Origin of the sequence: Paenibacillus sp. FSL H8-0332 (assembly GCF_037963835.1) — a bacterium.
Taxonomy (GTDB): domain Bacteria; phylum Bacillota; class Bacilli; order Paenibacillales; family Paenibacillaceae; genus Paenibacillus_AQ; species Paenibacillus_AQ rhizoplanae.
The window spans coordinates 4180805-4203929 of sequence record NZ_CP150145.1; the positions used below are offsets into that span (position 1 = coordinate 4180805).

The 23125-nt window shown below is 53.4% G+C and carries 19 protein-coding genes; 2 read left to right on the top strand and 17 right to left on the bottom strand.

The features are described 5' to 3' along the window. Nucleotides 1–74 precede the first annotated feature (74 nt). Entirely contained in the window at nt 75–872 is a 798-nt protein-coding gene (locus tag NST43_RS18265; RefSeq protein ID WP_209992611.1) for a lipase family protein, read from the top strand. On the opposite strand, the gene NST43_RS18270 is transcribed toward NST43_RS18265, so the two are convergent. The 15 genes from NST43_RS18270 to NST43_RS18340 form a co-directional block, all read right to left on the bottom strand. Further along, the gene (locus NST43_RS18270) at nt 869–2131 is read right to left on the bottom strand and encodes an ABC transporter substrate-binding protein (protein WP_339218523.1); all 1263 of its coding nucleotides are present in this window, start codon (nt 2129–2131) and stop codon (nt 869–871) included. The genes NST43_RS18265 and NST43_RS18270 overlap by 4 nt on opposite strands. Before the next feature lie 160 nt (nt 2132–2291). Beyond that, a complete protein-coding gene (locus NST43_RS18275; RefSeq protein WP_339218524.1) occupies nt 2292–3938 on the bottom strand; it encodes a response regulator in 1647 nt (548 codons plus the stop codon). Between the two features lies 1 nt (nt 3939). After that, a complete protein-coding gene (locus NST43_RS18280) occupies nt 3940–5739 on the bottom strand; it encodes a sensor histidine kinase (RefSeq protein WP_339218526.1) in 1800 nt (599 codons plus the stop codon). 103 nt (nt 5740–5842) lie between these two features. Next, entirely contained in the window at nt 5843–6655 is an 813-nt protein-coding gene (locus tag NST43_RS18285) for a carbohydrate ABC transporter permease (RefSeq protein ID WP_339218527.1), read from the bottom strand. Nucleotides 6656–6670: 15 nt separating this feature from the next. After that, nucleotides 6671–7594 carry a sugar ABC transporter permease gene (locus tag NST43_RS18290; protein ID WP_209992616.1) on the bottom strand — a complete coding sequence of 308 codons (924 nt, stop codon included), beginning with the start codon at nt 7592–7594 and terminating at the stop codon, nt 6671–6673. A gap of 94 nt (nt 7595–7688) precedes the next feature. After that, a complete protein-coding gene (locus NST43_RS18295; protein WP_339218529.1) occupies nt 7689–8999 on the bottom strand; it encodes an ABC transporter substrate-binding protein in 1311 nt (436 codons plus the stop codon). A gap of 263 nt (nt 9000–9262) precedes the next feature. Beyond that, complete coding sequence (locus NST43_RS18300) at nt 9263–10906, bottom strand: family 16 glycoside hydrolase (RefSeq protein ID WP_339218530.1); 1644 nt, start codon at nt 10904–10906, stop codon at nt 9263–9265. Between the two features lie 153 nt (nt 10907–11059). Continuing rightward, nucleotides 11060–12817: a sugar-binding domain-containing protein gene (locus NST43_RS18305; protein ID WP_339218531.1), complete on the bottom strand. Its 1758-nt coding sequence runs from the start codon at nt 12815–12817 to the stop codon at nt 11060–11062. A gap of 168 nt (nt 12818–12985) precedes the next feature. Next, nucleotides 12986–13924 (bottom strand): helix-turn-helix domain-containing protein, encoded by a 939-nt coding sequence (locus tag NST43_RS18310; RefSeq protein WP_339225462.1) that lies wholly within the window; start codon nt 13922–13924, stop codon nt 12986–12988. Nucleotides 13925–13944: 20 nt separating this feature from the next. Further along, nucleotides 13945–14670 (bottom strand): MOSC N-terminal beta barrel domain-containing protein, encoded by a 726-nt coding sequence (locus NST43_RS18315; RefSeq protein WP_339218533.1) that lies wholly within the window; start codon nt 14668–14670, stop codon nt 13945–13947. Between the two features lie 257 nt (nt 14671–14927). After that, nucleotides 14928–16871 carry an ABC transporter permease gene (locus NST43_RS18320; RefSeq protein ID WP_339218535.1) on the bottom strand — a complete coding sequence of 648 codons (1944 nt, stop codon included), beginning with the start codon at nt 16869–16871 and terminating at the stop codon, nt 14928–14930. Then, nucleotides 16868–17623, bottom strand: a complete 756-nt coding sequence (locus tag NST43_RS18325) for an ABC transporter ATP-binding protein (RefSeq protein WP_209992623.1) — start codon at nt 17621–17623, stop codon at nt 16868–16870. The genes NST43_RS18320 and NST43_RS18325 overlap by 4 nt, the downstream gene beginning before the upstream one ends. Nucleotides 17624–17721: 98 nt before the next feature. Further along, entirely contained in the window at nt 17722–18726 is a 1005-nt protein-coding gene (locus NST43_RS18330) for a sensor histidine kinase (protein ID WP_209992624.1), read from the bottom strand. Further along, nucleotides 18723–19412 (bottom strand): response regulator transcription factor, encoded by a 690-nt coding sequence (locus tag NST43_RS18335; protein ID WP_209992625.1) that lies wholly within the window; start codon nt 19410–19412, stop codon nt 18723–18725. The genes NST43_RS18330 and NST43_RS18335 overlap by 4 nt, the downstream gene beginning before the upstream one ends. Nucleotides 19413–19514: 102 nt before the next feature. Beyond that, nucleotides 19515–20501 carry a LacI family DNA-binding transcriptional regulator gene (locus tag NST43_RS18340; protein ID WP_339218538.1) on the bottom strand — a complete coding sequence of 329 codons (987 nt, stop codon included), beginning with the start codon at nt 20499–20501 and terminating at the stop codon, nt 19515–19517. Between the two features lie 148 nt (nt 20502–20649). Between NST43_RS18340 and NST43_RS18345 the strand changes: the two genes are divergently transcribed. Then, a complete protein-coding gene (locus NST43_RS18345; RefSeq protein ID WP_339218540.1) occupies nt 20650–21147 on the top strand; it encodes a hypothetical protein in 498 nt (165 codons plus the stop codon). Between the two features lie 75 nt (nt 21148–21222). Here the strand turns inward: NST43_RS18345 and NST43_RS18350 are convergent, their stop codons facing one another. Together NST43_RS18350 and NST43_RS18355 are read right to left on the bottom strand one after the other, a co-directional pair. After that, a complete protein-coding gene (locus tag NST43_RS18350; protein ID WP_339218542.1) occupies nt 21223–21819 on the bottom strand; it encodes a hydrolase in 597 nt (198 codons plus the stop codon). Nucleotides 21820–21846: 27 nt separating this feature from the next. After that, a complete protein-coding gene (locus tag NST43_RS18355; protein ID WP_339218543.1) occupies nt 21847–23061 on the bottom strand; it encodes a multidrug efflux MFS transporter in 1215 nt (404 codons plus the stop codon). Nucleotides 23062–23125: the final 64 nt, after the last annotated feature.

Sequence of the window (23125 nt, forward strand, 5' to 3'; positions counted from 1 at the left end):
TTGAGGTGCGGTTAGGGCTGCACCAATCCCGCCTTCTGATCATACACAGATAGAAAAGAAGGGCGGGATGCGGGATGACTAACCGGAGAGATGTAGAAGAGTGGGCAATTTTTCTGGCGGCTGTCTGCGGACAGACCTATACCCAATTTGCCAATGCGGAGGGTGTGTTTGTGGTACCGGCGGACTTCTCGGCTGTTCACAGCTTTCAAGCGAAATCCATGGGGAATGTCTGGGAGCTGTTCGGATTCATTCTGGAATCACCGCAGGAGATCGTTATTGCCTGGCGCGGAAGCATCTCCACCAATGATTGGCTCTCGAACATGAATGCCGCGCAAAAGAAATTCAAATACATTCAGGAGCCCTGCATGACCCACCGAGGGTTCACCGACATCTATGCATCCGCTCGGGATGCCATTCTCTCCGTACTTGGCACTCTGTCCCCGGAGAAGACGCTGTATGTAACAGGCCATAGCCTTGGCGGGGCACTGGCCACTCTGTGTGCGCTGGATGTTGCTGCCAACTCCGCCTTCACCGCCCCGCGGCTGTATACCTACGGGTCTCCGCGTGTCGGGGACCCGGATTTTGCCAAGGCCTTCAGCCGGTATGTGCGCAGCAGCTACCGCTATGCCAATCTTTTTGACGTCACAACGTATGTTCCGCCAACCGTCTACAAGCTGCCCAAGCAGAAGACCAAATACTATTACACCCATGTCCAGACCCTTAAATCCCTATCCTTCCAGAATGGCAGCCCCGAGCTGAACCATGTCATCCGTAGTTATTTCGCTGTACTGAGGGAGACCCGGCCGGAATTCACCGCAGCCTTGTGCGCCGCGAACCCCGGGTTCTGTCCGGTCCCGGAGCTGGTCACCTAGTTCGCCAGGATCTGATTAAGACTCTCCTCCAGCCGCTTAAGTCCTGCTTCGGGCTGTATCCGGTTGCGCACGATATGCTGCAGCTCCTCAGACATTGCAGTGAACAGAGCCGCATATTTATCCGTCTGCGGGGCGAACTTGACCTGATCTCTGGCTTGAATAAACCGCTCCCGGTAAGGCAGGTCCCGGTACATCCGGCTCTGTTCAACTGTAAGATTCGCCGGAACATGACCCGCCTCGCCCCAGATCATCCCGCCCACCTCCGAGAAATATTTCATGAAGTCCATGGCACCCGCCTGCTTCTCCCCGGTAGTGTAGGCAGGAATCACCAGGGTGTGGGAGCTTCCCCAATGGGCTGAGCTGCCGAAGATCGGCGGAAGAGGTATAATCCCGATATCCAGCGCCTTATTGTCCAGATGATGGCCCGCCTCCCATACCCCGCCGAACCACAGGCCTGCCTGTCCGTTATCAAAGGAATCCCAGGGTGTATTATCGCTCAAATCGCTTAATCCCTCGTCAAACAGCCGCTGATAAAAGGTCAGAACCTCCAGTGACTGCTCATTATTAATTGCCGTCCGCTTCATATCCCGGCTGAGCAGCTCTCCACCCGCCTGATAATACAGATCGAGAAAAGACTCCTGAAAATACGGGGTGTTCACCGCCATAGGCTGTACATCCGGTACCCGCGCAGCAATCTGCCGCAGCAGGCGGGTGAATCCCTCTGGCGTATTCTCCTCCAGCTGCGGCGTTCCGGCGGGAGACAATACGCCAGCCTTCGCCAGGATCTTTTTGTTGTAGTAGAGCATATGGAAATGTGTATCCAGAGGCACCGCATAATATTGCCCGGCATAGCTGACGCTCTGAAGGTTCTGTTCCCCGATCTGATTGAACTGGAATCCGCCATGCTCTGCCAGAGCATTGAGCGGTATGATTTGCTGCGCTTTGATGAACGGTGACAGACGGTCGGCATGGATGACTGCCACATCCGGTCCCTTACCGAAGGACAGCGCGGTGCGGAGTCTCGCATAATATTCGTTCGATTCCAATCTGAGCTGCTTGACGAACACTGCACTCTGCGAGGCATTATAGTCATGAATGATCCGCTCTACGAACTCGCCCTCACCCCCTCCGAACGGATTCCAGAAGGAGATCGTCACAGGCGTGCTGCGCTCCGGCGGCTCCGTATTCCTGGAAGAGAAATCCGCACAGCCCGTGAGCAGCAGCAGACACAGCAGCAGAACAGGCAGGATCAGCTTCATCTTCCTCCTCCTCCTTGAAGCTTAAAATCAATCTAACAGGCGAATGATGCAAGAATTTCCGCGTCCGTGCAGCTTGCAGGGTACCCCCTTGATTATCCTACCCTGTCCAAGCTACCTAATTATTGTAAGCGTTATCAATAAGTTCCGTCGAACGATTCCCTTACCCCTCCTTCCGGACCAGCGCACGATACTCGGAGGGAGATACGCCTGTGATTTTCTTAAATACCTTGGAGAAATACTTAGGGTCTTGAATGCCGACCAGACTGCCTATGTCGCCAGCCTTCAATTCGCCGGTCAGCAAGGTCTTCGCCTTCTCAATGCGGATGCGGGTCAGATACTCCAGGAAGCTCTCCCCAACTTCTTTTCGGAACAGATTGGCGAAATAGTTCTTGCTCAGATGGACCAGCCCGCTGATCGACTGCAGGGTAATCTCCTGGTGGTAATACTGCTGGATGTACTGAGTCGCCTTAATAATACTGTTACGGTCGCTATTATACATCTCTTTCATATGTGCAACAAGCGCCTGGAAGGCCTGCCGGAACCATCCCCGGCTCTCTTCCAGCGTCTCCAGCTTCGACAGTTCGTCGAAGTACTGCTTCTTCAGCTCAAGCACCTGCTCCGCATCCTTCGAGACATCCGGCCACAGAGTGGTCAGGATCATCAGCAGCTCCAGCGAGATAATCTGTACCAGCTCCGCATCCCTGCGCATGGCAAGCTGATCGAACAACCGCTCCAGATATTCCTCCAGCTCTCCCGACTGAAAAGCATAGACCATCGACTGAATCTGATGGCTGCTAATCTGAAGCGATGGCGTTAGTGTAGTCCCTGACTGTATCAATTGAAGCTGCGCTGCGTTAGACTGCGCCCCCTGCGCCAGCAGCTCATCGCTCCCGTGAACCAGCACACGGCCCGTTCCCATGAACAGCTTCATTCTTGCAGCGCCCGCAGCCTGGACATACGCATTTTTCAAATCCGCCCATTCCCTGACTTCTCCGCTAATGCCAATCGTTACAGTCCAGCAGTATTGGCGGGATAGCTGGAGAATCAGCTGTTCACTGGAGCTGCGCAAGCGGTCCCTAACCGCAGCCTTATCGGGCTGCACCATTACCTCTGAGGTTACAATTACATGCAGTACACCTTGTCTGTCACGAACCAGTTCATAGCCGAGAGCAGGATCATTTAGCCCAATCTCTTCGAGCAGGCTGCGGATTACCGCGGCTCCCTGCCCATACTCCGGCTCTGCTCTGCCCCCCGGCAGAATTTGCAGCACATAGAGCGGCCGCTTATCCGCAAGCCCTGCCAGCGTAAGTGTATCGCGTTCGATCCTGCCTTGAACCGCCCCGCGTTCCAACAGCCCGATCAGGAAGTTCTCCTTATGCACCGGCACAATATGAGCAGGCGCGGACTTTTCCTCCCAGGGCTTCTGCGCCCCTTCGAGGCTCTCCTTCAACTTAAGCAGTACCTGCTCGAAATCACGCGGCATCATATCCGACTTGATCATATAATCGGATACATTATGCTTAATCGCTTGCTTGGCATACTGGAAATCCTCCAGATTGCTGAGGATGATAATCTTCAGCTCCGCTGAGCGCTTCCGCACCTCGGCAATCAGTTCAATGCCGTCCATTACGGGCATCTTGATATCGGTAATCAGGATGTCGGGCAGTCCGGCTGCCATCAGCTCCAGCGCTTCCCGGCCGTTCGCGGCTTCCCCGGTCACCTCCAGTCCAATAGCCTCCCATTCGATCATCGACCGGATGCCATATCTCACGATAAATTCATCTTCTACGATAATGACCCGGTACATATCATCGGTTCCCCCTTATATCATTTGTCATGAGCGGCAGCTTGACCCGTATCGTCGTACCTGTGCCCGGCTCACTGTGAATTTCTATCCCGTACATTTTACCGCAAATCAGCTTCACCCGTTCATCCACATTCGCCAGCCCGATGCCCCCCGGCTTCTCCTCCTCCCGCGCTTGCCCGTCCAGCAGACTGCGCACCAGCGCAGGGTCCATTCCTTTGCCGTTATCCGTCACCTCGAACTCCACCTGATTGCCCGGCACCTTGCTGCAGGTGATGCGGATGATACCACCCGACTCCATCTCTCCAAAAGCATGGATGATCGCATTCTCCACAATCGGCTGGAGGATCAGCTTCGGTGTATGCAAGCGGCGTACCTCTTCATCCAGCTCAATCACAGTCTCAATATTGAAGTTGAACCGGAACTTCTGTATGCCGAGATAACATTGCACATGCTCAATCTCTTCCTCCACCGTCACCGTCTCTTCCCCCCGGCCCAGACTGATCCTGAGCAGACGCGACAACAAGCTGACCATCTCTGCCGCGTTGTTGGCCTTCTGAATGAGCGCCGTCCATTTAATAATATCCAGTGTGTTGTATAAAAAATGCGGGTTAATCTGCGCCTGCAACGCCTTCAGCTCCGCCATCCGTTTCTGCTCCTGCTCCACATATACCGCTTTCAGCAGTCCGTCGATCTGTACCACCATCGCGTTGAAATTGTCACCAAGGATATCGATCTCATCATGTCTGCTTTTCGCTTTATAGCGGACGCTGAGCTCGCCGGACATGACTTGGCGCATCAGCCGGATCATTTTCAGAATCGGGTTCGTAATCGAGTTCGCCAGCACCAGCGCCGCAATGACTGAGAAGATGATGCAGAGCAGCCCGACGAAAATAAAAATCTGCAGAAGACGGTTCGAATCCTGATACAGCGCGGCCTTGGAGATTACATTCACAACCACCCAGTCATTCGTATGCAGCTTCTTGGCATTCACGATTAGACTGTCTCCCTTGTAAGCGAGCGGGAACCTCGTTTCCTCCTGTCCGGTACGCACGAGCTGCTCATACCCTGCCTGTCCCAGCACCTCGCTCACGCTCCGGCCGATCAGCCCGCTGTCCGGGTACGAGACGAGCCTGCCTCCGCCGTCCATCACGAAGCTTTGCAGATCACGGTTGTTGCTGGACGCCTTCGAGACCAGCTCCTTAATCACATCCTCACGGATATCCAGCACCGCTACAATCTTCAGGGGACTGTCATCCGATATTTTATAGAGCTGCTTGGCGACTGAGAAGACATGGGTGCTCTGCGAATTGAGGCTGTCCACATAAGTTCCGTAGCGGGTCGGATACCAGCGGAAATTGCTGCCGCCCTTAAGGGTCGCAAGGAACGGCCCCACCTCGGCGGGCGTTCGCGTGCTCCAGCGGTAGATCCCTTTGATATAATGCTTATCCGAGACGAAGGAGATGGACTGCACATCCTGATTAATCGCCACAATCGTGGACAGCTTCGTCGTCAGAGACAGACTATCCACATCATAGCTGGCCGGACCGGTCCCATCAAGGGCCCGCAGCATCCCCACAATCTCATGATTGTTCAGCACCTGCATCAGCATATCCTTGTAGATGCCCAGGCGCGTATCGAGATTATCGGCGGTCTGATCCAGCAGATGCTCCGAATACTCGGTGGCCTTGTCGTTAATGGTTGATTTCGAGATGGAAAAAGAAATAATCCCCATGACCACCAGCGGTGTCAAGGAGAAGAGAACAAGCAGCAGCATCCACTTATAGCGCATGCTGCTCTTCATTTGTATGATCCAGGATATCAAGCGGAGCCGCAAGGACCTGGCAGAACTCTCAGGAGATGTACGCATGCTCTATATCCTTTCCCGTTATATGATCTGGTTCAGGCTAACCCTTGACCCCTGACATGGCTACGCCCTGGACAATCTGACGCTGGAGCAGGATAAAGACAACAATCGTCGGAATCGCCGCAATGGCGCTGGCTGTCATAATGAGATTGAGCGACATATTATTATTCGACAAAAAGGTGGGCAGCCCTGCCGACAGAATCATATTCTCCTCCGAGGTAATCGCCAGATAAGGCCACAGGAAGTTGTTCCACGAGAGGATGAAAAAGAAGATTCCCACCGACACCATCGCGGAGCGGGTCAGCGGCAGGCAGATACTCCACCAGAGCCGGAAGCTGCGGCTGCCGTCGATTTGAGCGGCTTCAATATAATCCTTAGGCACACCGTCCATGAACTGCTTCAGCAGCAGAATACCGATCGGGTTGGTCAATCCCGGCAGGATAATCGCCCAGATATTATCTATTAGCTCCAGATGCAGCGCGGTCTCATAGAGCGGAATCAGAATGGCTTCTGTCGGAATCAGCAGGCCCGAGACAATCAGCACATAGAAGATGCCCCGTGTGCGGAATGGCAGCTTGGAGAACGAGAAGGCCGCCAGCGAGCTAAGCAGAATGGAGATCAGGGTAGTAAGCACGCCGATCACCAGACTGTTCCAGGTCCAGAGCAGAATCTGCGAATCTCTAATGACTTTTACATAATTACCGGTATTCAGATCCGACCAATCCACCCAATCGGCCAGCGTATAGACGTTCACGCCATCGGGCTTCAGGGAGGTGAGAAACATCCAGATCAGCGGAAAAACAAACAGCAGGGCAAGCACCATAGCCACAGCATTTAAACCAAGCTTCTTCATGAATCTTCTCCTCTCCTATCCGTCCTTGCGGTCTGTAATTTTGAATTGAATCACGGCGATCAGCAGCATGATGAAGCAGAACACCATGGACTGCGCTGCAGCCATGCCGAACATATCCTTTTTGAACCCCGTGACATAGATGTAGCGGATCATCGTATTCGTGGAATCGCCCGGCCCGCCGCCGGTCATAATCTGTACCTGCCCGAACAGCTTGAGACAGTTGATAATCTGATAAAAGATCTGGATCTTCATCACGCTCGACAGCCCCGGCAGGGTAATGCTCCAGAATCGCTGCCAGGCATTCGCGCCGTCGATCTTCGCCGCTTCATAATGATCGGTCGGGATCTCCTGCAGCCCGGCCAGGAACAGAACCATGACGAACCCGACGCTCCACCAGTCGGTTGCAATCGTAATTGCCCACCACACAAACCGGTGATCTGTAAGCCAGTTAATGTCTGCGTTAATGCCAAGCATATGTAAGGCTGCATTCACCGGTCCGTTCTTCGCATCCAGCAGCCGCAGCCAGATGAAGCTGACTACAGAGACCGACAGGACATACGGCAGGAAGAACACCGAGCGGATCAGGGTCCGCAGCCAGATTCGCTGATTAATAATAAGGGCCAGCAGCAGCCCCAGAATGATCACCGTAGGCGCGCATAGCAGCACGAAATAGAACGAGTTCCACAGGTACGCATAGAAATCTGAATTCGTCAGAATTTTCGCATAGTTCGTTAGAGCCACATACTTCTGCATCCCTTGAATGCCCCACACATGCAGGCTCATCCAGGCTCCGCGGATCACCGGCCACAGATAGAACACCGTGAACGGAATCAGGAACGGGATCAGATAAAGAATAGCCTTCAGTTCAGTCAGCAGGTGTATAGGTTCTGCTCTGCGAAGAGCCGCAGCCGGCCTTTTCTCACTCAAGCTCCGCTCCATTGTTGTCTCTCTCCTTCAAATGAAATGAATCATGAGCCGGATTGGGGCTGACCTGCCTCCTGGCAGTAGTTCATCCCAATCCGGCCAGATAAGGCTAGTTCTCCAGCACCTCATTAATCTGCTTCTCCAGCTTAGCCAAGCCGTCCTCCGGCGTCTCGCTGCCGAAGATAATGTTCTGTAGCCCTTCAGAAACCGTAGTGATAATCGTCGTATATTTATCGGTCGGCGGCGCGAACTTCACCGTCTTCTGCGCCTCGATGAATTCGCTGCGGTAAGGCAGGCTCTTGTAGGCCTCGCTCTCCGTGATCTTGCTGTTCGCCGGCACATGGCCCGCCTGTCCCCAGATCTCCCCGCCCACTTCAGAGAAATACTTCATGAACTTGGCTGCGGCCTCTTGCTTCTCAGGAGTGACATATGACGGAATGACCAGCGTATGGGAGCTGCCCCAATGTGTCTGGCTGCCGAAGATCGGAGGCAATGGCATAGCGCCGATGTTCAGCGATTCATCCCCCAGCAGCAGACCTGCTTCCCAGACCCCGCCGAACCAGAAGGCGGCTTTCCCGTTATGGAAGGTATCCCATGGCGTCTTGTCATTGAGGTCGGCATATTTTTTATTGAAGACATCCTTATAGAAGTTCAGCACATCCAGTGCCTGCGGGTTGTTGATGCTCGCCTTGGTCATCTCCGGGTTCAGCAGCTCGCCGCCGGCTTCATAATACAGATTGAGGAACGGCTCCTGGAAATACGGCGTGTTCACCGCCATCGCCTGGACATCCGGCACCTTGGCTTGAATCTCAGAAAGCGTCTTCTCGAAGCCTGCCGGGGTCATATCGTCCAGCTTGGGCGTGCCGTCTTCATTCAGCAGGTTAGCCTGTTTCAGAATATCCTTATTGTAGTAGAACATATGGAAGTGGGTATCCAGCGGAACTGCATAGGGCTTGCCGTCATAAGATACGCTTTTGATATTCGAGTCCCAAATCTGCTTCAGGTCGAACCCTACCTTGGAGGCCAGTTCATCGACCGGCACAATCTGCTGAGCCTTCACGAACGGTGAGATGCGCTCCACGTGAGCTACTGCCACATCCGGGCCTTTGGAGGAAGACAGCGCTGTACCTAACTTCGCGTAATACTCATTGGATTCCAGCCGGAGCGGCTTAACGGTCACCTCTTGCTGTGAGTCGTTGAAGCCCTTGATAATCTGGTCCACGAACTCCCCTTCCCCGCCGCCGAACATATTCCAGAAGGAGATTTCCACCGGACTGTTCTCTGTGCTCCCCGTTGCCGCCGGTTCATTCGATGCCTTGGCCGCTCCGTTCTCTGTATTTCCGGAGGAGCATCCCTGCAGGACCAGAGCCAGCGCCAGCCCAGCCGTAACCACACTTGTTAAGCTTTTGTTCATCCTCATCTGTACAACCCTCTTCTCCGTAAAGTTTGTGCAAGGAAAGCCTTCACCGCTTGATGTAAGGGCTTTCTTATCTCTAACTCTACAGCGAACACCGCTGTGCTTGAACCGACAAACCGCCGCTCCTTGGTGAACAAACGACAGATGTTAACCGGGCTAAATTCGCAGGCAGGTAGACGATCTTACGGAGGGTAGAGAATCGACAGATAGAGAACAGGCTGCGCACGCAAAAAGGGACCTCTTGAGAGGCCCCCGTGAAATTCCAGTCAATCCACTGTAAAATTGTCAAAGCTGACGCTGTTGCCGAAGCCGCCGCGTACCCCGACCGTGCCTGAAGTGTATACAGCTTCATTGCGGTCAATCTTAGGCACGGTCATATCTCCGACATATACCTTGATGTTACCGTTATTGACCACAACCTTCATGTGATACCAGGTGTTCACGGCAATAGGGGTATTTACACTCTGGAGAGAGGTCCAGTTATTATTGAACCGTCCAAGCCAGACCTCACCGGCAGAGTCAATACCTGCTGCGTAACCCTTTTGCAGATCAGCCCCGGTTCCCGGACCGGTTACATTGAAGAGAAGACTGCCCTGGCCCGCATTATTCAACCGGATGTCGCCCTCCAGTGTGTAGTTCATTCTGGAAGGATACGGGGTGAGCAGCGATTTGTCGGCATTCACTGAATTCAGGTTATAGGCGCCCCCGCTCACCGCCCACGATCCGCCATAACGGGCCCAGCCGTTGTCATTCGCCGAGAAATCATTGCTGTACGCGCCGCTGAGCGTCCCGAACCGAACCTGAACATTATGCCCGCCGACGCTCCGGTCGACCGAATCCACGAAGGCGATCTCATTCCCGCCCGTCTGATACATCGCCGTCCACCATGAATTTCCAAAGGCCGGAATATCATTGTCCACCCAGGTGTTCCCGTAATCGTTGCTTAGGGACAGCACATTGGAGTTGGAGCTGAGCAGCAGACGCCCATCCGCCAGAGACAGGATATAAGGCCCGCCCTGCTGGTTAGTGGAGACCTGGGTGCCGATGCCGCTGGACCAGGTTTTGCCGTCAGCACTTTTTTTGGTGAAAATTCTGCAGTTCTGCGTCCCGCACACCTCAAAAGTCACAATATACTGCCCGTTTGCCATCTTGGTCCAGACCGGCATCCCCGGACGCGCGCCTGAATTGGACGGGTCCCAGGCTACATAAATCTCATTCCCCCAGCTGGCTCCCCCGTTGGTGGAGATCTTCTGGGAGATGATCTGGCTGTACGACGGATTCTCCGTCACATGCTTCTCGCTTGCATACATCACGGCGACCGAGCCGTCATTCAGGAGCTGCATATGCGGCTCGTACACGCCTTTGTCGGGATTCCCAAGCGCGCCGGGAGCGCCATTGTTCTCGTCGATGGTGCTGAGGAAGCTCCAGTTCGCGCCTCCGTTCACGCTTTTATACACTCTGAGCTTGTACGATTCCTGCCAGCGGACAGACCGCATCGCCAGCAAAATATCACCGTTCGTGAGCTGCACGAACTGCCCGTTGTCCAGGTCACGGCCATCCTCCCAAAGCGTGGACATCAGCGACCAGGTGCGGCAATTGTCTGTGCTGCGGAAGACCTGGAGCCGGGTACCGCCCCAAGACACCTTGGTATAGCCGTTGTTGTCGTAGATGGCGGTGACCGCCAGCCAGTCCCCGTTCGCCAGCTTGATCATCCGCGCATATTCGGCGCCGAAGGTTCCGGGCCTGATTCCGCGGGCATCGGGACCCGCATCGGTGAACGTGTTAATGTCAGTGATGGTGGACGAAGTCCCCCACACCACGGGACCATTTGCGGCCATGGCCGGAACAGCGGCAACAATCAGCAGCAGACACAGGGAAGCGGACAGCGAGATGAACAATTTTTTGAACACGTAAGCCCTCCTCTTAATCGTCATTGGTGAAGCCTGTTGAACGCACCCGAATGGATGTAAGTGCTTTCACCAAAGATTCTAAAGGGCATTTCATTGTCATTGAACCGATAATTCACCGCTATTTAGGCTACAATGTTACGATTATTCGCTCGGCTACCGGTTGATCTTACGAATCTCTTCCAGTGGAATCTTCGGTGTCCGGTCCGCCGCCAATAGTCCATTCACTTCCTGCTGTACATCCGTAACTTGGGTATAGCAATAACCGCAGATGTACGGGGTATCCTTAATCGCCTGAGTGATGTTGCGGAAACGTTCAATGAACGCCTCGGTACTGCCCACCTGCTCCCCATAGCCCCATCCCTCGCCAGTGTTGAAGGCAATGCCCCCGAATTCACTGACCATGACAGGCTGACCCCGGTATTCGTAGCCCTTAGCCATCGCGTATTTCCAGTTATTGAATGATGAGCTGCCGCCAAGCACACTATCGGCGTCTGCATAACGCTCCAGCAACGCAGCGCCGCTCTCTTCATAGTCATGCAGGGTAATAATATCGCTGATGGTATGCTCCCAGCCGTCGTTGACGATTACCGGACGATCCGGGTCCATCGCTTTGGTCAGGTGATAGATGCCCTCAGTGAACTGCTGCTGGCGCTTATTCGTATAGACCTGCGGGATACCCCAGGATTCATTAAAAGGCACCCAGGTAATCACCGAGGGATGATTATATTGCTGCCGGACAATCTCTGTCCACTCCTTCGTGAACTGCTCCACTGCCTCATCATTGAACTCATAGGTGGCCGCCATCTCCGACCAGACCAGCAGCCCCTTCACATCACACCAGTACAGGAAGCGAGCATCCTCAATCTTCATATGCTTGCGGACCCCGTTGTAGCCCATTGCGAGAATTGCGTCAATGTCAGCAATCAGCGCCTCCTCCGAAGGCGGGGTCAGATGGCTGTCCGGCCAATAGCCCTGATCCAGAATCAGCTTCTGATACACTGGCGTGTTATTGAGCAGCACCTTGCCCTGTTCGATGGAGATTTTGCGGAGTCCGAAGTAGGAGTAGACCCTGTCTATTACCTGCTCCGCCTGGTACAGAATGAACTCCACCTCGTACAGTACCGGTGCGGCAGGCGACCAGGACTGGAGCTTCCACGGCCCGTTTGCTTCATGCGTCAGCTCTACATCCAGCTGTAGCGAGGCCCGGTCTGCCTGCAGCGAGACCTGCTTGAAGGTCTTCTCCCCGGTGCTGATCCGCGTCTCCAGCCGGAGATCAGGGCTCGCCCCATGGGTATTGTATTCGAAACGGACCGAGCGGTTATCGAGATCCGGGGTGATTTTGACAGACCTCAGGTACGAAGGGGATACATACTCCAGCCACACACTCTGCCATATTCCCGTGGTCTGCACATAGAAGCACTCGAAATTCTCATCCACCCAGCGCTGCTTGCCCCGTGGTTGTGTACAGCTCTGGCTATCCTCAGCCTTGACGGTCAGACGGTTCACTGCTCCGGCTCCCGTGTTGAGATAATCGGTAATATCCAGTGTAAAAGCCGCGTACCCGCCTTGGTGTCCCCCGGCATAGCTGCCGTTCACCCACACCTTCGCGATGTAATCCACCGCCTGGAAATTCAGCAGCACCCGCTTGTTGCCCAAGCAATCAGGTAGTTGTACCTCCCGCTCATACCATACATACGGATGGAACGTGGTCTCGCCGATTCCACTCGCCACCGTCTCATACGTGAACGGAACCTGAATCTTCAGATCGCCGTGCAGCTCCTCATGCCATCTCTCCCGCTCCCCAGCGTTGTCATTGTCATACCGGAAATCCCATTCCCCGTTCAGGCTCTGCCAGTCGTCACGGACGAACTGCGGCCGCGGATAATCCTTGATATAGTGCCGGGTTGTCATGGTTATACGCACACTCCTTATAAACAATAATTTTGTTTTAATACAATAAATATGTACTAATTATTGCAGAATCTGCTGAAATGTCAATGGTGACGCAAAAAAGAACCTTCGCCGTAAGCGGCAGGTTCTTCTCCGCAAATAAAATACTTAGTTCAGTTTAATAATCGTCTAAGGCTCAATGCTATAAAAAATCTTCATCACCAGATCCTGCTCATAATCGCCGAACTTTTTGCCGAACAGGTTCATGCCGCCCTTGTATCTGGCATCCTCCTTGACCCCCAGCCGCAGATCCACGTGGTTCTGGCCGGTGAGCTTTAATTGCTCCAGATTAACAGCAGATAGCTCCTGATGGTCAATGGTGCTTCGTGTATTGTCTACGCTCCAGATCTTGAGTGCGCCGAACTGGGTTCCCGTATCGATCCACCACGAGGGATTCAGCTTCCCGCGTCTGCCACCGAAGTCACCGGGCGAGGTCCAAGTCCCTACCTCTACCTGGTTAATCCACAGTGTGATATCCGAAGGCCAGTCATTCTCGTAATTCGGTGCTTCCGAGCAGATCTCCATGGAGAACTGAATCCGGTGAAGCTCCGCCCCTTGCGGGATCTCCAGCGGATAGCGGTATTCCAGATAACCTTTGCGCAGCCAGAGCAGTTGGGCTTGTACCCTGTCCGGATGAAAAAATCCCGCCGGTGAATCCTCCGTAATAATCGGACCGTTCTCACTGACCATCCCGCAGGTAGGTGCCACTTCACAGGCTGTGAAATTGCCGATCGGCATAGATATCTCATAGCAATATTCACCTTGATCGGCTTGCAGGCGGCGCTGCGGAGCATTGATCGTGATCTTGATATCATCATAAATCCGGCTGCATACCTTCATCGCCCCGCGTGAAGCGGGCAGCAGCTCCGTCTCAATCAACCCTGCCTGCTCCAGCACCTTCACATTGGAAGCTGCCGTGGATACCGGAATCTCCAGCGCCTCCGCCAGCTCCGCCACATTCATTCTCCGGCTGTTAAGCAGCGCCAGCATTCGGAGTCTTAGCTCCGTAGAGAGCGCATGTGTCACCTTCACCAGCTCATCCGCATGTTCCATGGACAACTCCAGCATTTCGTTCACCTCAGTCCAACTTAGTTATCCAGCATCACAACCTGATCACAGAGCCGCACCTCTCCCGGAGTAACGACAGAAGCATAGACGCCGAACTGCTGCTTCAGCTCTTTGTAGACTTGCTTCAACAGGGAACTGTCCCGTTCGAGGGTATCCGGGTTCGTGGTAATCATCACGCAGCGCTCACAATAGCTATCCACTTGCAGCACCGTACTGCCAATCGACAGACGGCGGCCGAGCCACTCTTCCTCCCCGAGCGAGTCCTCACTCACTTCCACGAGGAAGTTACCCCGGAAGCGGCGCTGATCGACCGGCTTGCCCCATAGGGCTTCCAGCTTCTTCAGGCTTTTATCAGTCACCAGCAGAATACTAGCCCCATCTACCGATAACAGCTCCGGGTGCTTCTCCTCCGGGTGTGGTGCCTTGAACGCAGACATCGTAATTTCGGTGGAAGTCAGACTTTGAATTTCATCCAGCAGCTCCTGATCCCAGCCGAACACCCGGCCATCCGCAGCCGTCACACGGATATCTTCCCCCACATATTCCGCCTTATAGGACATCATCTTGGGAATCTTCCGGGCAGTGATATACTGGGACCAGTCTTTTTTGGTCATATCATAAAAGGAACAATACCGGTCCCCCTCCACTCCGTAAGATACAACCTTACAGGCCTCCAGCGCCTCCCCCGCAAAGGATTTCACCGGATAACGGTTAATCGACCTAATCTCCCCAACTGTAACTGACACGCCCCCACCTCTTCTGTCTATAATCTGATAGCTCTGCTACTTTTACTGTAACGGCTTTAACTTCTGAATCTCTTCTACGGAAAGCCCTGTTGCCGGGCGATAACATTTGGTCTGCTCCGTTTCGGTCTTATTATACCATTATCGCTGCCTGTTTTGCGTAAGGCAAGAGCTGAACCCTTATGAACTTGCAACAATATAATTACATACACGCAAAAAGAAAAGGACAGCCCCAAGGCTATCCTCAACATTACATATAATTACAGGGATTCCCGGATTACCCGCTTGTAATACAGGACGGACAGGAGGCCGAAGATTGAATACAGCACGGTGTACAGCCCCATCACTACGAACATCGGGGTCAACATCTCGGTCCCGAAGAAGAACCAACCGGATTTTACCGCAAAATAACTGTGACACAGGCCGACAATCAGCGGAATACCGAAATTGAACAGCTGCTTGAACCGGATGCCGCTCAGGAGATCCCCTTGGGTGAAGCCCAGCTTGCGCAGGATCGTATATCCTTCCCGCTCCTCCTCGCTCTCATCCATCTGCTTGAAGTAGAGAATACAGCCAGAGGTAATCAGGAACGTCAGGCCCAGGAAGCCGACAATGAACATAATGAGGCCCATATTGGTCCGCTGGTTGAACTCAAATTCATATTGCGAGAAGCTTTGCAGCTCCGGCTTTTGCTGCTTATAAATTTCGTACGCCTGCTTAGCCTGTGAGGATGAGCTAAGATTTATACCGTAATAGATTCCTGCACCACTCACTCTTTTCTGCTCATCCGGGTCTTTATGCTGGAGCAATTCCTGGAAGACAGAATCATCCACCACGAACACCCCCAGAATCCCTCCGCCAAAATAGTACGGCAGCACCGCCTCCTCTGATAAACCCACAAGTTGCTGCTTAATAACACCATTCTTGGTAGAGAAGTCGAGTTCCCCCTTATCCTTCAGCTTAAGCATGGTTTGTTTCGTAGTCGTGTACCCTATAATCCGTACCTCGCCCCGCTGCAAATCAATGTTTTCCAGACTGCTCTCACTGATCACGGTAGCCAATAGACTGGTGTCATTGTTGGGGAAATTTTTAGTATCCATGACCTCCTTAAGATCCACCTCTACCTGCACCGTTGGAATCTCCAGAGTGGTATAACCTATGCCGGCCTGATCCAGCCCCTCCCGGACTCCTGCCTCATCGGCCTTCTGAAGGAAGCCGTAATCATGCGGCGAGCTCTCGCGCGCGGAGGACTCCACCGAATAATAAGAGATATAGCTCAGAGAGAGCAAACCGATCGCCAGCGCGGATACCGTGGTGATGACCGTCAGCAGCAGGGCATTCGATTTCATCCGGAACATAATGGAAGAGAGCGATAATACCTCCCGAATGGACAGGTAACCCTTTTTGCTGCGGCGGATGAGATTGAAGAGGAAGCTGACTGAGCCTTTGTAGAACAGATAGGTTCCGATAATCACCAGGGCGAGGATGGCGATCATCGCAAACATCAATCCGTTCATGCCCGTGAATTTGCCGCTGAACAGCTCCCCGGAGATATAATATCCTCCGATGATACTTCCGATTCCGAGCACGCCCATCACAACCTCCCACAGAGACATTCTCTGAATACGCGTCTGGGAAGTGGCCGTAGCCTTGAACAGCGACAGAATGCTCTGGGCCCGGATGAAGGTGTAATTCATGATCATAATCAGCATATACACGGCGGCAAAAACCAGCACTGTCCGCTGCAGGGCCTCGGGGGAGAAGCGCAGCGCAGCGACCTGATCGACCTCCAGGATTTTGAACAGAATCATCAGGATCAGCCGTGACATCACGAACCCTGCACCGATCCCCGCGAACATCGATCCGAAATATAGAATCAGATTCTCGGCGCTCAGCAGCACGAAGATTCTGCTCTTGGTCAGCCCGATCAGCTGGAACAACCCGATCTCCTTGCTGCGGCGCTTGATGAAGATGGTGTTCGCATAGAGCAGGAAGATGGCCACAATCGCAACCAGCAGGACAGAGGATGCGCCGATGGCAGCCCCGCCTTTGATCGAACCGCTGACCTCCTGCATGGCCGGGTCGAACTGCAGCGTCACGAAGGAGAAGTACAGGGCCACACTGAAAATAAGCGCGAACACGTAGAGATAATAGTTCTTGATGTTCTTTTTGAGGTTCCGGAGGATAATGTAATTCAGACTCATTGCGTGACACCACCAAGTACGCCCTGGGTGCTGATAATATCATTAAAGAAGGATTGCCGCGACTCCTCCCCCTTGTTCAGCTGGGTATAGATTTGCCCGTCCCGGATGAAGACCACGCGGCTGCAGTAGCTTGCGGCAACAGCATCATGCGTAACCATGACAATGGTAGCTTCACGCTTGCTGTTCATGGCGGCCAGCTTGTTCAGCAGATCGGAGGCAGATTTGGAATCCAAGGCTCCTGTAGGCTCATCGGCAAAAATAATGCTCGGATCATGCACGAACGCCCGCGCCGCAGACGTACGCTGCTTCTGCCCGCCGGAGATCTCCGCCGGATATTTGTCCTTCAGCTCATAGATTCCCAGCTCGCCTGCTACCTGGTCGAATTTCTGATGCGCCTCCTTCTTGGACATGCCTGTAATCGACAGCGGCAGCATGATATTCTCCTTGACCGTCAAGGTATCGAGCAGATTATAATCCTGAAAAATGAACCCGAGATGATGCTTGCGGAACTCGGCGAGCTGCTTCTCCTTCATCCCGGTGAATTCCTTGCCCTCAATTTCTATCGTGCCCTTGCTTACCCGGTCAATCGAGGAGAGAACGTTCAGCAGCGTCGTTTTGCCGGACCCGGACGGACCCATGATTCCTACGAACTCGCCCTTGTCGACCTGAAGATCAATGCCCCTCAGAACTTCCTGTTTATTGAATTTGTTGCCATAGGTTTTATAGATTTTGTTAGCCTGCATGATAAGCATCTGTTCCCCACTCCTTTTCTATAGCTCTATCATAAGCTCGTGGAGGATCATTTTCCTGCGCTTCGCCGAACAAATGGAACAGGCATGTGACACTATTGTCACATACCTGTTAGGCGCTGAAAGTCATTTTCCCTTGGAAAAGTCAGCGTAAATACACTCCCCTGCCCAAGCACGGAAGCAGCGTGAAGTCTGATCTGCAGCGGTTCCGCAACCTGCCGGGTCAGGTACAGCCCCATGCCGGTAGCTGCCCCCTCCTGGCGGAAGCGCGATGAGGTGAAGCCCTTATCGTAGATGCGCGGCAGATCCCTGGGGTCCATCCCCTGGCCGCTGTCCTCAATGACAAGCACAACATGGCCGCCCTCTTCACGGCTCCGAATGACGATATCGGAGGCTTCGCTGTATTTCACAGCATTGGTCAGGAGCTGCCGAAGCATGAAGGCCAGCCATTTGCCGTCTGTAAGTACCGTTTCAGCTTCAAGCTCCACATCGAAGCCGATGCGTTTGGAGATACACCAGGATTTCAGTGCCCGGATCTCCTTATTAAGAATAGGAGCAAGACCGACCTTCTCAATGAACAGATCATTGCGGATGAAGGGAATCCGCTTCTGATGCAGCTGCTGGTCAAGCAGATGGTGGATGCGCAGCCATTCGTACATCATCTGTCTTTGCAGGGTCTCATCCGGCAGGCGTTCTATCATGAGCTGCATGGCTGTCAGCGGGGTCTTGACCTCATGTATCCAGGCCAGCAGTTCGTCCTTCTCCGATTCCAGCAGCCCGACATTCACGGAGGATTCGCGCTTGTAACGGTCCGTCTGGGCGCTGACCGCCTCATGGACCAGCCGCTCCATCGGACTACCCGGATCGAGGACCGCCTGCAGCTCATAGATCTGATCCCAGGAGGCAAGGCTCCTGTAGAACCGGGTCTCCCGGGAATACCGCAGGTAGACGAAGGCCAGACAGAGCATCGTATTCAACAGCACAATGTACAGGACCGGCAGCAGCGGGATTGCAGAATCAATATAGGCCACGAATATAATAATCAGCTGGAGGACGGCCAGCAGGAGCAGCCAGCTCCGCTTCTCGGTGATGTATTTCCTTATCATTCTTCCGCCTCTTCAGTCGCCATATACCCTTGCCCCACCTTAGTCTCTATGTAGGCATCCAGACCGAGCGGCTCCAGCTTCTTGCGCAGCCGGTTCACGTTCACAGTCAGCGTATTATCGCTGACAAAATGCTCGTTGTCCCACAGGCTGGTGATAATCTCCTCACGCTCCACAATGCTGTTTTTGCGCTCCAGCAGGATTTTGAGAATCAGCATCTCATTCTTCGTGAGCAGCGCCGCTCCCCCGCTCCCCGTAACCGTATTCTTCACGAACTCAATCGCCGCTCCGCGCCAGGTCTTCAGCTCCGTGCCTTCCTTGCTGTAATTATAGACCCGGCGGAGGATGGCCTGAATCTTGGCAATCAGCACCTCGAAGTGGAACGGCTTCTGAATGAAATCATCGGCCCCAAGCTGCATCGACATCACCATATCGCTCGGATGGTCCCGGGAGGAGAGGAAAATAATCGGCACCTTGGAGTGGCTGCGCAGAATCCGGCACCAGTGGAACCCGTCGAACTGCGGCAGCTGGATATCAATCACCACCAGGTCGGGCTTCACCTCCGAGAACTCCTGCAGTACCTTACCGAAATTTGTAATCCCGTAAACCTCATAGGACCATTGGGCAAGCCTCTCCTTAATCTCCCCGAACAGAGTGATATCATCTTCGATTAGCATTATTTTGAACACAAAGGACTCTCCTTCAGCAGTATTGCTATTCATTAATCCAATTGGATAATTATACTTCACATTGATGAATTGACAAAGGCTTGGGCAAGCTCTAGCCTTCACTCATACGGTCTGCCGCTCAATCAGGTTCAAATGAATCTCTTCATGGGCCTGGCTTCCGTCCACCGCCTGCAGCAAAGCCCTCCGTCCGATCTCCACCAGCGGGATCTCGAAGGTCGTGATATGCATCATTCTGGCGATCGGCTGATTGTCGAACCCTACAATGGCAAGCTGACCCGGCACCTCAAGCCCATTCTCCCGGCAAAAGGACAGAATTCCCGCCGCCACCTGATCACTGGTAACCAGCAGTGCAGTGGGAGGGTCGTCCATCTTCAGAATCCGCTGCATAATCCATTCCCCGTCTTCCAGCTGCACACAATCATAGAACATATAGTCATGGTTATAGGCTTCATTCCGGTTCATATAGAAGTCCCGGTAGGCCGCCTCCCTTAAATTGCTGTTAGGACTGGACTGTCTGGCCAGGCAATAGCCGATCTTATAATGACCTTTGCCCCGCAAATAGGTAAGCGCACGGGTAAAGCTCTGATAATGATCCATAAATATGGAGGACACCTGATGTCCCCTGCCGTCCTCCAGGACAATTATAGGTCCATACTGCACATACTCGTCAACAATCTCCCAGCTGCAGGTCCGCGAACAGATAATCAGCGCATCAATTTGCTTCAGCTTCAGCATCATCAGTGCATCCAGCTCCCGCTCTGCTTCATAGTTGGACTGAATCAGCACCAGCTTATAATTATCCTTGATAGCCTCATCCGCTATTCCTTCCACGACCATCCCGAAATACGGCCGCGTGATATAGGGAACGACCACCCCTATCAGATTCGTCCTGCCCCTGCTTAGATGTACTGCATTAATATTACGTTCATAATCAGCCGTCTCCATGGCCTGCAGAACGGCTTCCCTCTTAGCCTTGCTTACATAAGGATGGCCGTTAAGAACACGGGACACCGTTGTGACCGAGACTCCGGCCAGCTTCGCAATATCTTTGATATTCGCCATAATTCCACCTTCCCATGCTTGCTGCATACCTCCTGTACTCCTGTTAATCTTACCTCAAACCGCCGGAATGCGTTACATTCAGACCACAAATAAAGCGTTTGACATGGAAGGCGTTTCAGTGGTTCTGAAATAGGGCGGAATCAGGGCTAACTATTGTAAAAGAGGTGAATAGACGATGTACAACGAGGATGACGGGGCTGATCCAAAGAATCACTACCAGGACTTATGGGATACGTATGAGGCTCTGGCCGGATTCATGGGTGCACAGCTGATCGAATACCCTTTTCCGCAGACTATAGGGTCTCAGGTTTCGCTTGAGCTGCTGACCAAATTCCATACGTCATTGCTGGCAGAAAGCCTGCTGCTGAATTCAGGTTTCTGCCACGAGGCTTATTGCATACTGCGCCTGATGCTTGAATATACGATTACCTTGAAATTCATTCTGCTCCTGCCTGAAGTAAGGGCTGTGCTCTATTTGGATGACACCGCTGCAGCTTCCCGGCTGTTTGTTTTCGACATTCCGCTAATGGCAGTCGAGACCCGTATGCAGGAGTGGCTGCCTGTCATTGAAAATCCTCTTTCCGGCTGCTCCAGACCGTATGAAGCCGTTGATTTGCTGGCGAAATCCTGTGAGCTGACAGCACTTATGCTGGAAACCGGCCGGAATACATAAGAGCCGGGCAGGCAGATCAAGAGTTCATCCTGAATACTGCCTGGCCCGGCTCCATGTGGAAGCGGTACCTTGTGCTTAGTTCAAACCTGCTGTAATTTCTTCACTTGTCCGGATACGGCCTATTCTCGGGAAGATCGTCCGGCAGACATAATCATGCTCTTCCCGGGTACTTGCGGTCATTGCGTCCTCTGCGAATACTTGCTGATAGCCATGCTGATAGGCTTCTCTGGCTGTAGTATCCACGCCAATGTTGGTGGAGATGCCGCAGAGCACGATGCTCTGAATGCCACGGCGGCGCAGTTGCAGGTCAAGATCCGTGCCGTAAAAAGCTCCCCATTGCCGTTTCGTAATCGTGTACGTATGCTTGAATTCTGCAATGGCCGGTACAATGTGATCCCAGCCTTCCGGATAGTTCACATGTGGCGTCCCGGAATCAGTCACAGGTCTGACCATATCCTTCCCATCCAGGCTCGATACCTTGACCAGCACCACAAATGCCCCTTTCTGTGTAAAAGCATCCACTAGCTTTACCGCATTCTCTATGACCTGAGCAGCCGTATGAGGGGCGGCCTGAAGACCGCCTCCTGCGATGCCGTTCTGCAGGTCAATCACGACTAGTGCCGTTTTGGCTGTTTCAAGGGTTAATGCCGCGGTTTCCTGTAAGTCTTCCATCTTCTTCACTCCTGTTATTCTATAATTTTACTCCCCTGCTGGCAGTCTGATTGCATTCAGCTTCCGGTAGACTTTGAAATACACCCAGATCGCGTTAATCAGCAGCAAACCGCCAGTAACTATAAATACAACCCGTATGCCGAATGCCGCAGCCACTTGTCCGCCGAGTACAGAACCGCCGAAGACACCCAGATAGCCTGCCGACATATGGAGGCCGAACACTCTGCCGGTCAGTTCCGCCGGGGTGATCTTTTTGACCAGGATCGATACCGAGGGAACCAGCCCCCCTGCCGCCAAGCCCAGCAAAAAACGCAGACCCATCAGCTCCCAGGGACTCCGGACATAGGCTTGCGGGATAAAAATCAGTCCGGCTGCGATCAGGGCGAACAGGATCACCTTATAGGCCCCGATCCGGTCCGAGAGCCGGCCGAGCCTTGGTGCAGCTATTATATTGGCCAGCCCGGAAGCCGAGAAGGTAAGTCCGGCGATCAGCGCCACATGACTGGCAGTCCGGGACAGCTCGGTTACATAGACCGTCATGATCGGCTCTATTGAGTAGAGGGCTACCGTCAAGACGAAGAACGTTACGAACAAGGTAAGCGTCAGGCTTTTCTGCGGAACACTGGCCCATACTTCCTTCATACGTTGCGACTTTGAATGCTCACGGGTGAAGGATTCTTTCACGAAGGCTAGTGTCAGGGCAAAGACCATCAGCATTAGGGCGCCGGTCACAAAAAAAGTGTTCTGCACACCCAGATTCTCAGCGGTAAAGCCGCCGATGGTCGGACCCAGCAGGGAACCGGCAATATTCGCCGTGGACAAGGTGCCCAGTGCATACCCCGCTTGCTCCTTATCGGTCTGTGTGGCAATAAGTGTCGTGCAGGCGGTGCCGTAACCTGTGATTGCCCCCTGCAGCAGACGCAGTACGATTAGGACATACACATGATGCGCCAATCCCATGCAGCCGATGATCACCGCCATTCCGAGACTCGCCCGCAGCAGCATCGGCTTACGCCCCACCTTGTCGGCAGCCAGTCCCCAGATAGGTGAGAAGATAGCGGATAAGATATAGGTGATGCCAAAAGCAAACCCGGACAGCCGCGCAACGGAGCCCGCATCCCCTACTCCCAGCTGCTGGATATATAAGGGCAGTACCGGAGCAATCTGGCTCATTCCCACGCCCGTCACGAACATGCCGAACCAGCATACGATCAGATTTCTTCTCCATACCGGCATAACCATAAGCCTTCCTTCTGTTATGAATCCACTATTGTGTGTGCGCACCTCACAATAACATCCTCATTTT

Coding starts and splice junctions, on each gene's coding strand:
- NST43_RS18265 (WP_209992611.1), top strand. CDS start 75: ATGACTAACCGGAGAGATGTAGAAGAGTGGGCAATTTTTCTGGCGGCT.
- NST43_RS18270 (WP_339218523.1), bottom strand. CDS start 2,131: ATGAAGCTGATCCTGCCTGTTCTGCTGCTGTGTCTGCTGCTGCTCACG.
- NST43_RS18275 (WP_339218524.1), bottom strand. CDS start 3,938: ATGTACCGGGTCATTATCGTAGAAGATGAATTTATCGTGAGATATGGC.
- NST43_RS18280 (WP_339218526.1), bottom strand. CDS start 5,739: ATGAAGAGCAGCATGCGCTATAAGTGGATGCTGCTGCTTGTTCTCTTC.
- NST43_RS18285 (WP_339218527.1), bottom strand. CDS start 6,655: ATGAAGAAGCTTGGTTTAAATGCTGTGGCTATGGTGCTTGCCCTGCTG.
- NST43_RS18290 (WP_209992616.1), bottom strand. CDS start 7,594: ATGGAGCGGAGCTTGAGTGAGAAAAGGCCGGCTGCGGCTCTTCGCAGA.
- NST43_RS18295 (WP_339218529.1), bottom strand. CDS start 8,999: ATGAGGATGAACAAAAGCTTAACAAGTGTGGTTACGGCTGGGCTGGCG.
- NST43_RS18305 (WP_339218531.1), bottom strand. CDS start 12,817: ATGACAACCCGGCACTATATCAAGGATTATCCGCGGCCGCAGTTCGTC.
- NST43_RS18310 (WP_339225462.1), bottom strand. CDS start 13,924: ATGCTGGAGTTGTCCATGGAACATGCGGATGAGCTGGTGAAGGTGACA.
- NST43_RS18320 (WP_339218535.1), bottom strand. CDS start 16,871: ATGAGTCTGAATTACATTATCCTCCGGAACCTCAAAAAGAACATCAAG.
- NST43_RS18325 (WP_209992623.1), bottom strand. CDS start 17,623: ATGCTTATCATGCAGGCTAACAAAATCTATAAAACCTATGGCAACAAA.
- NST43_RS18330 (WP_209992624.1), bottom strand. CDS start 18,726: ATGATAAGGAAATACATCACCGAGAAGCGGAGCTGGCTGCTCCTGCTG.
- NST43_RS18340 (WP_339218538.1), bottom strand. CDS start 20,501: ATGCAGCAAGCATGGGAAGGTGGAATTATGGCGAATATCAAAGATATT.
- NST43_RS18345 (WP_339218540.1), top strand. CDS start 20,650: ATGTACAACGAGGATGACGGGGCTGATCCAAAGAATCACTACCAGGAC.
- NST43_RS18350 (WP_339218542.1), bottom strand. CDS start 21,819: ATGGAAGACTTACAGGAAACCGCGGCATTAACCCTTGAAACAGCCAAA.
- NST43_RS18355 (WP_339218543.1), bottom strand. CDS start 23,061: ATGGTTATGCCGGTATGGAGAAGAAATCTGATCGTATGCTGGTTCGGC.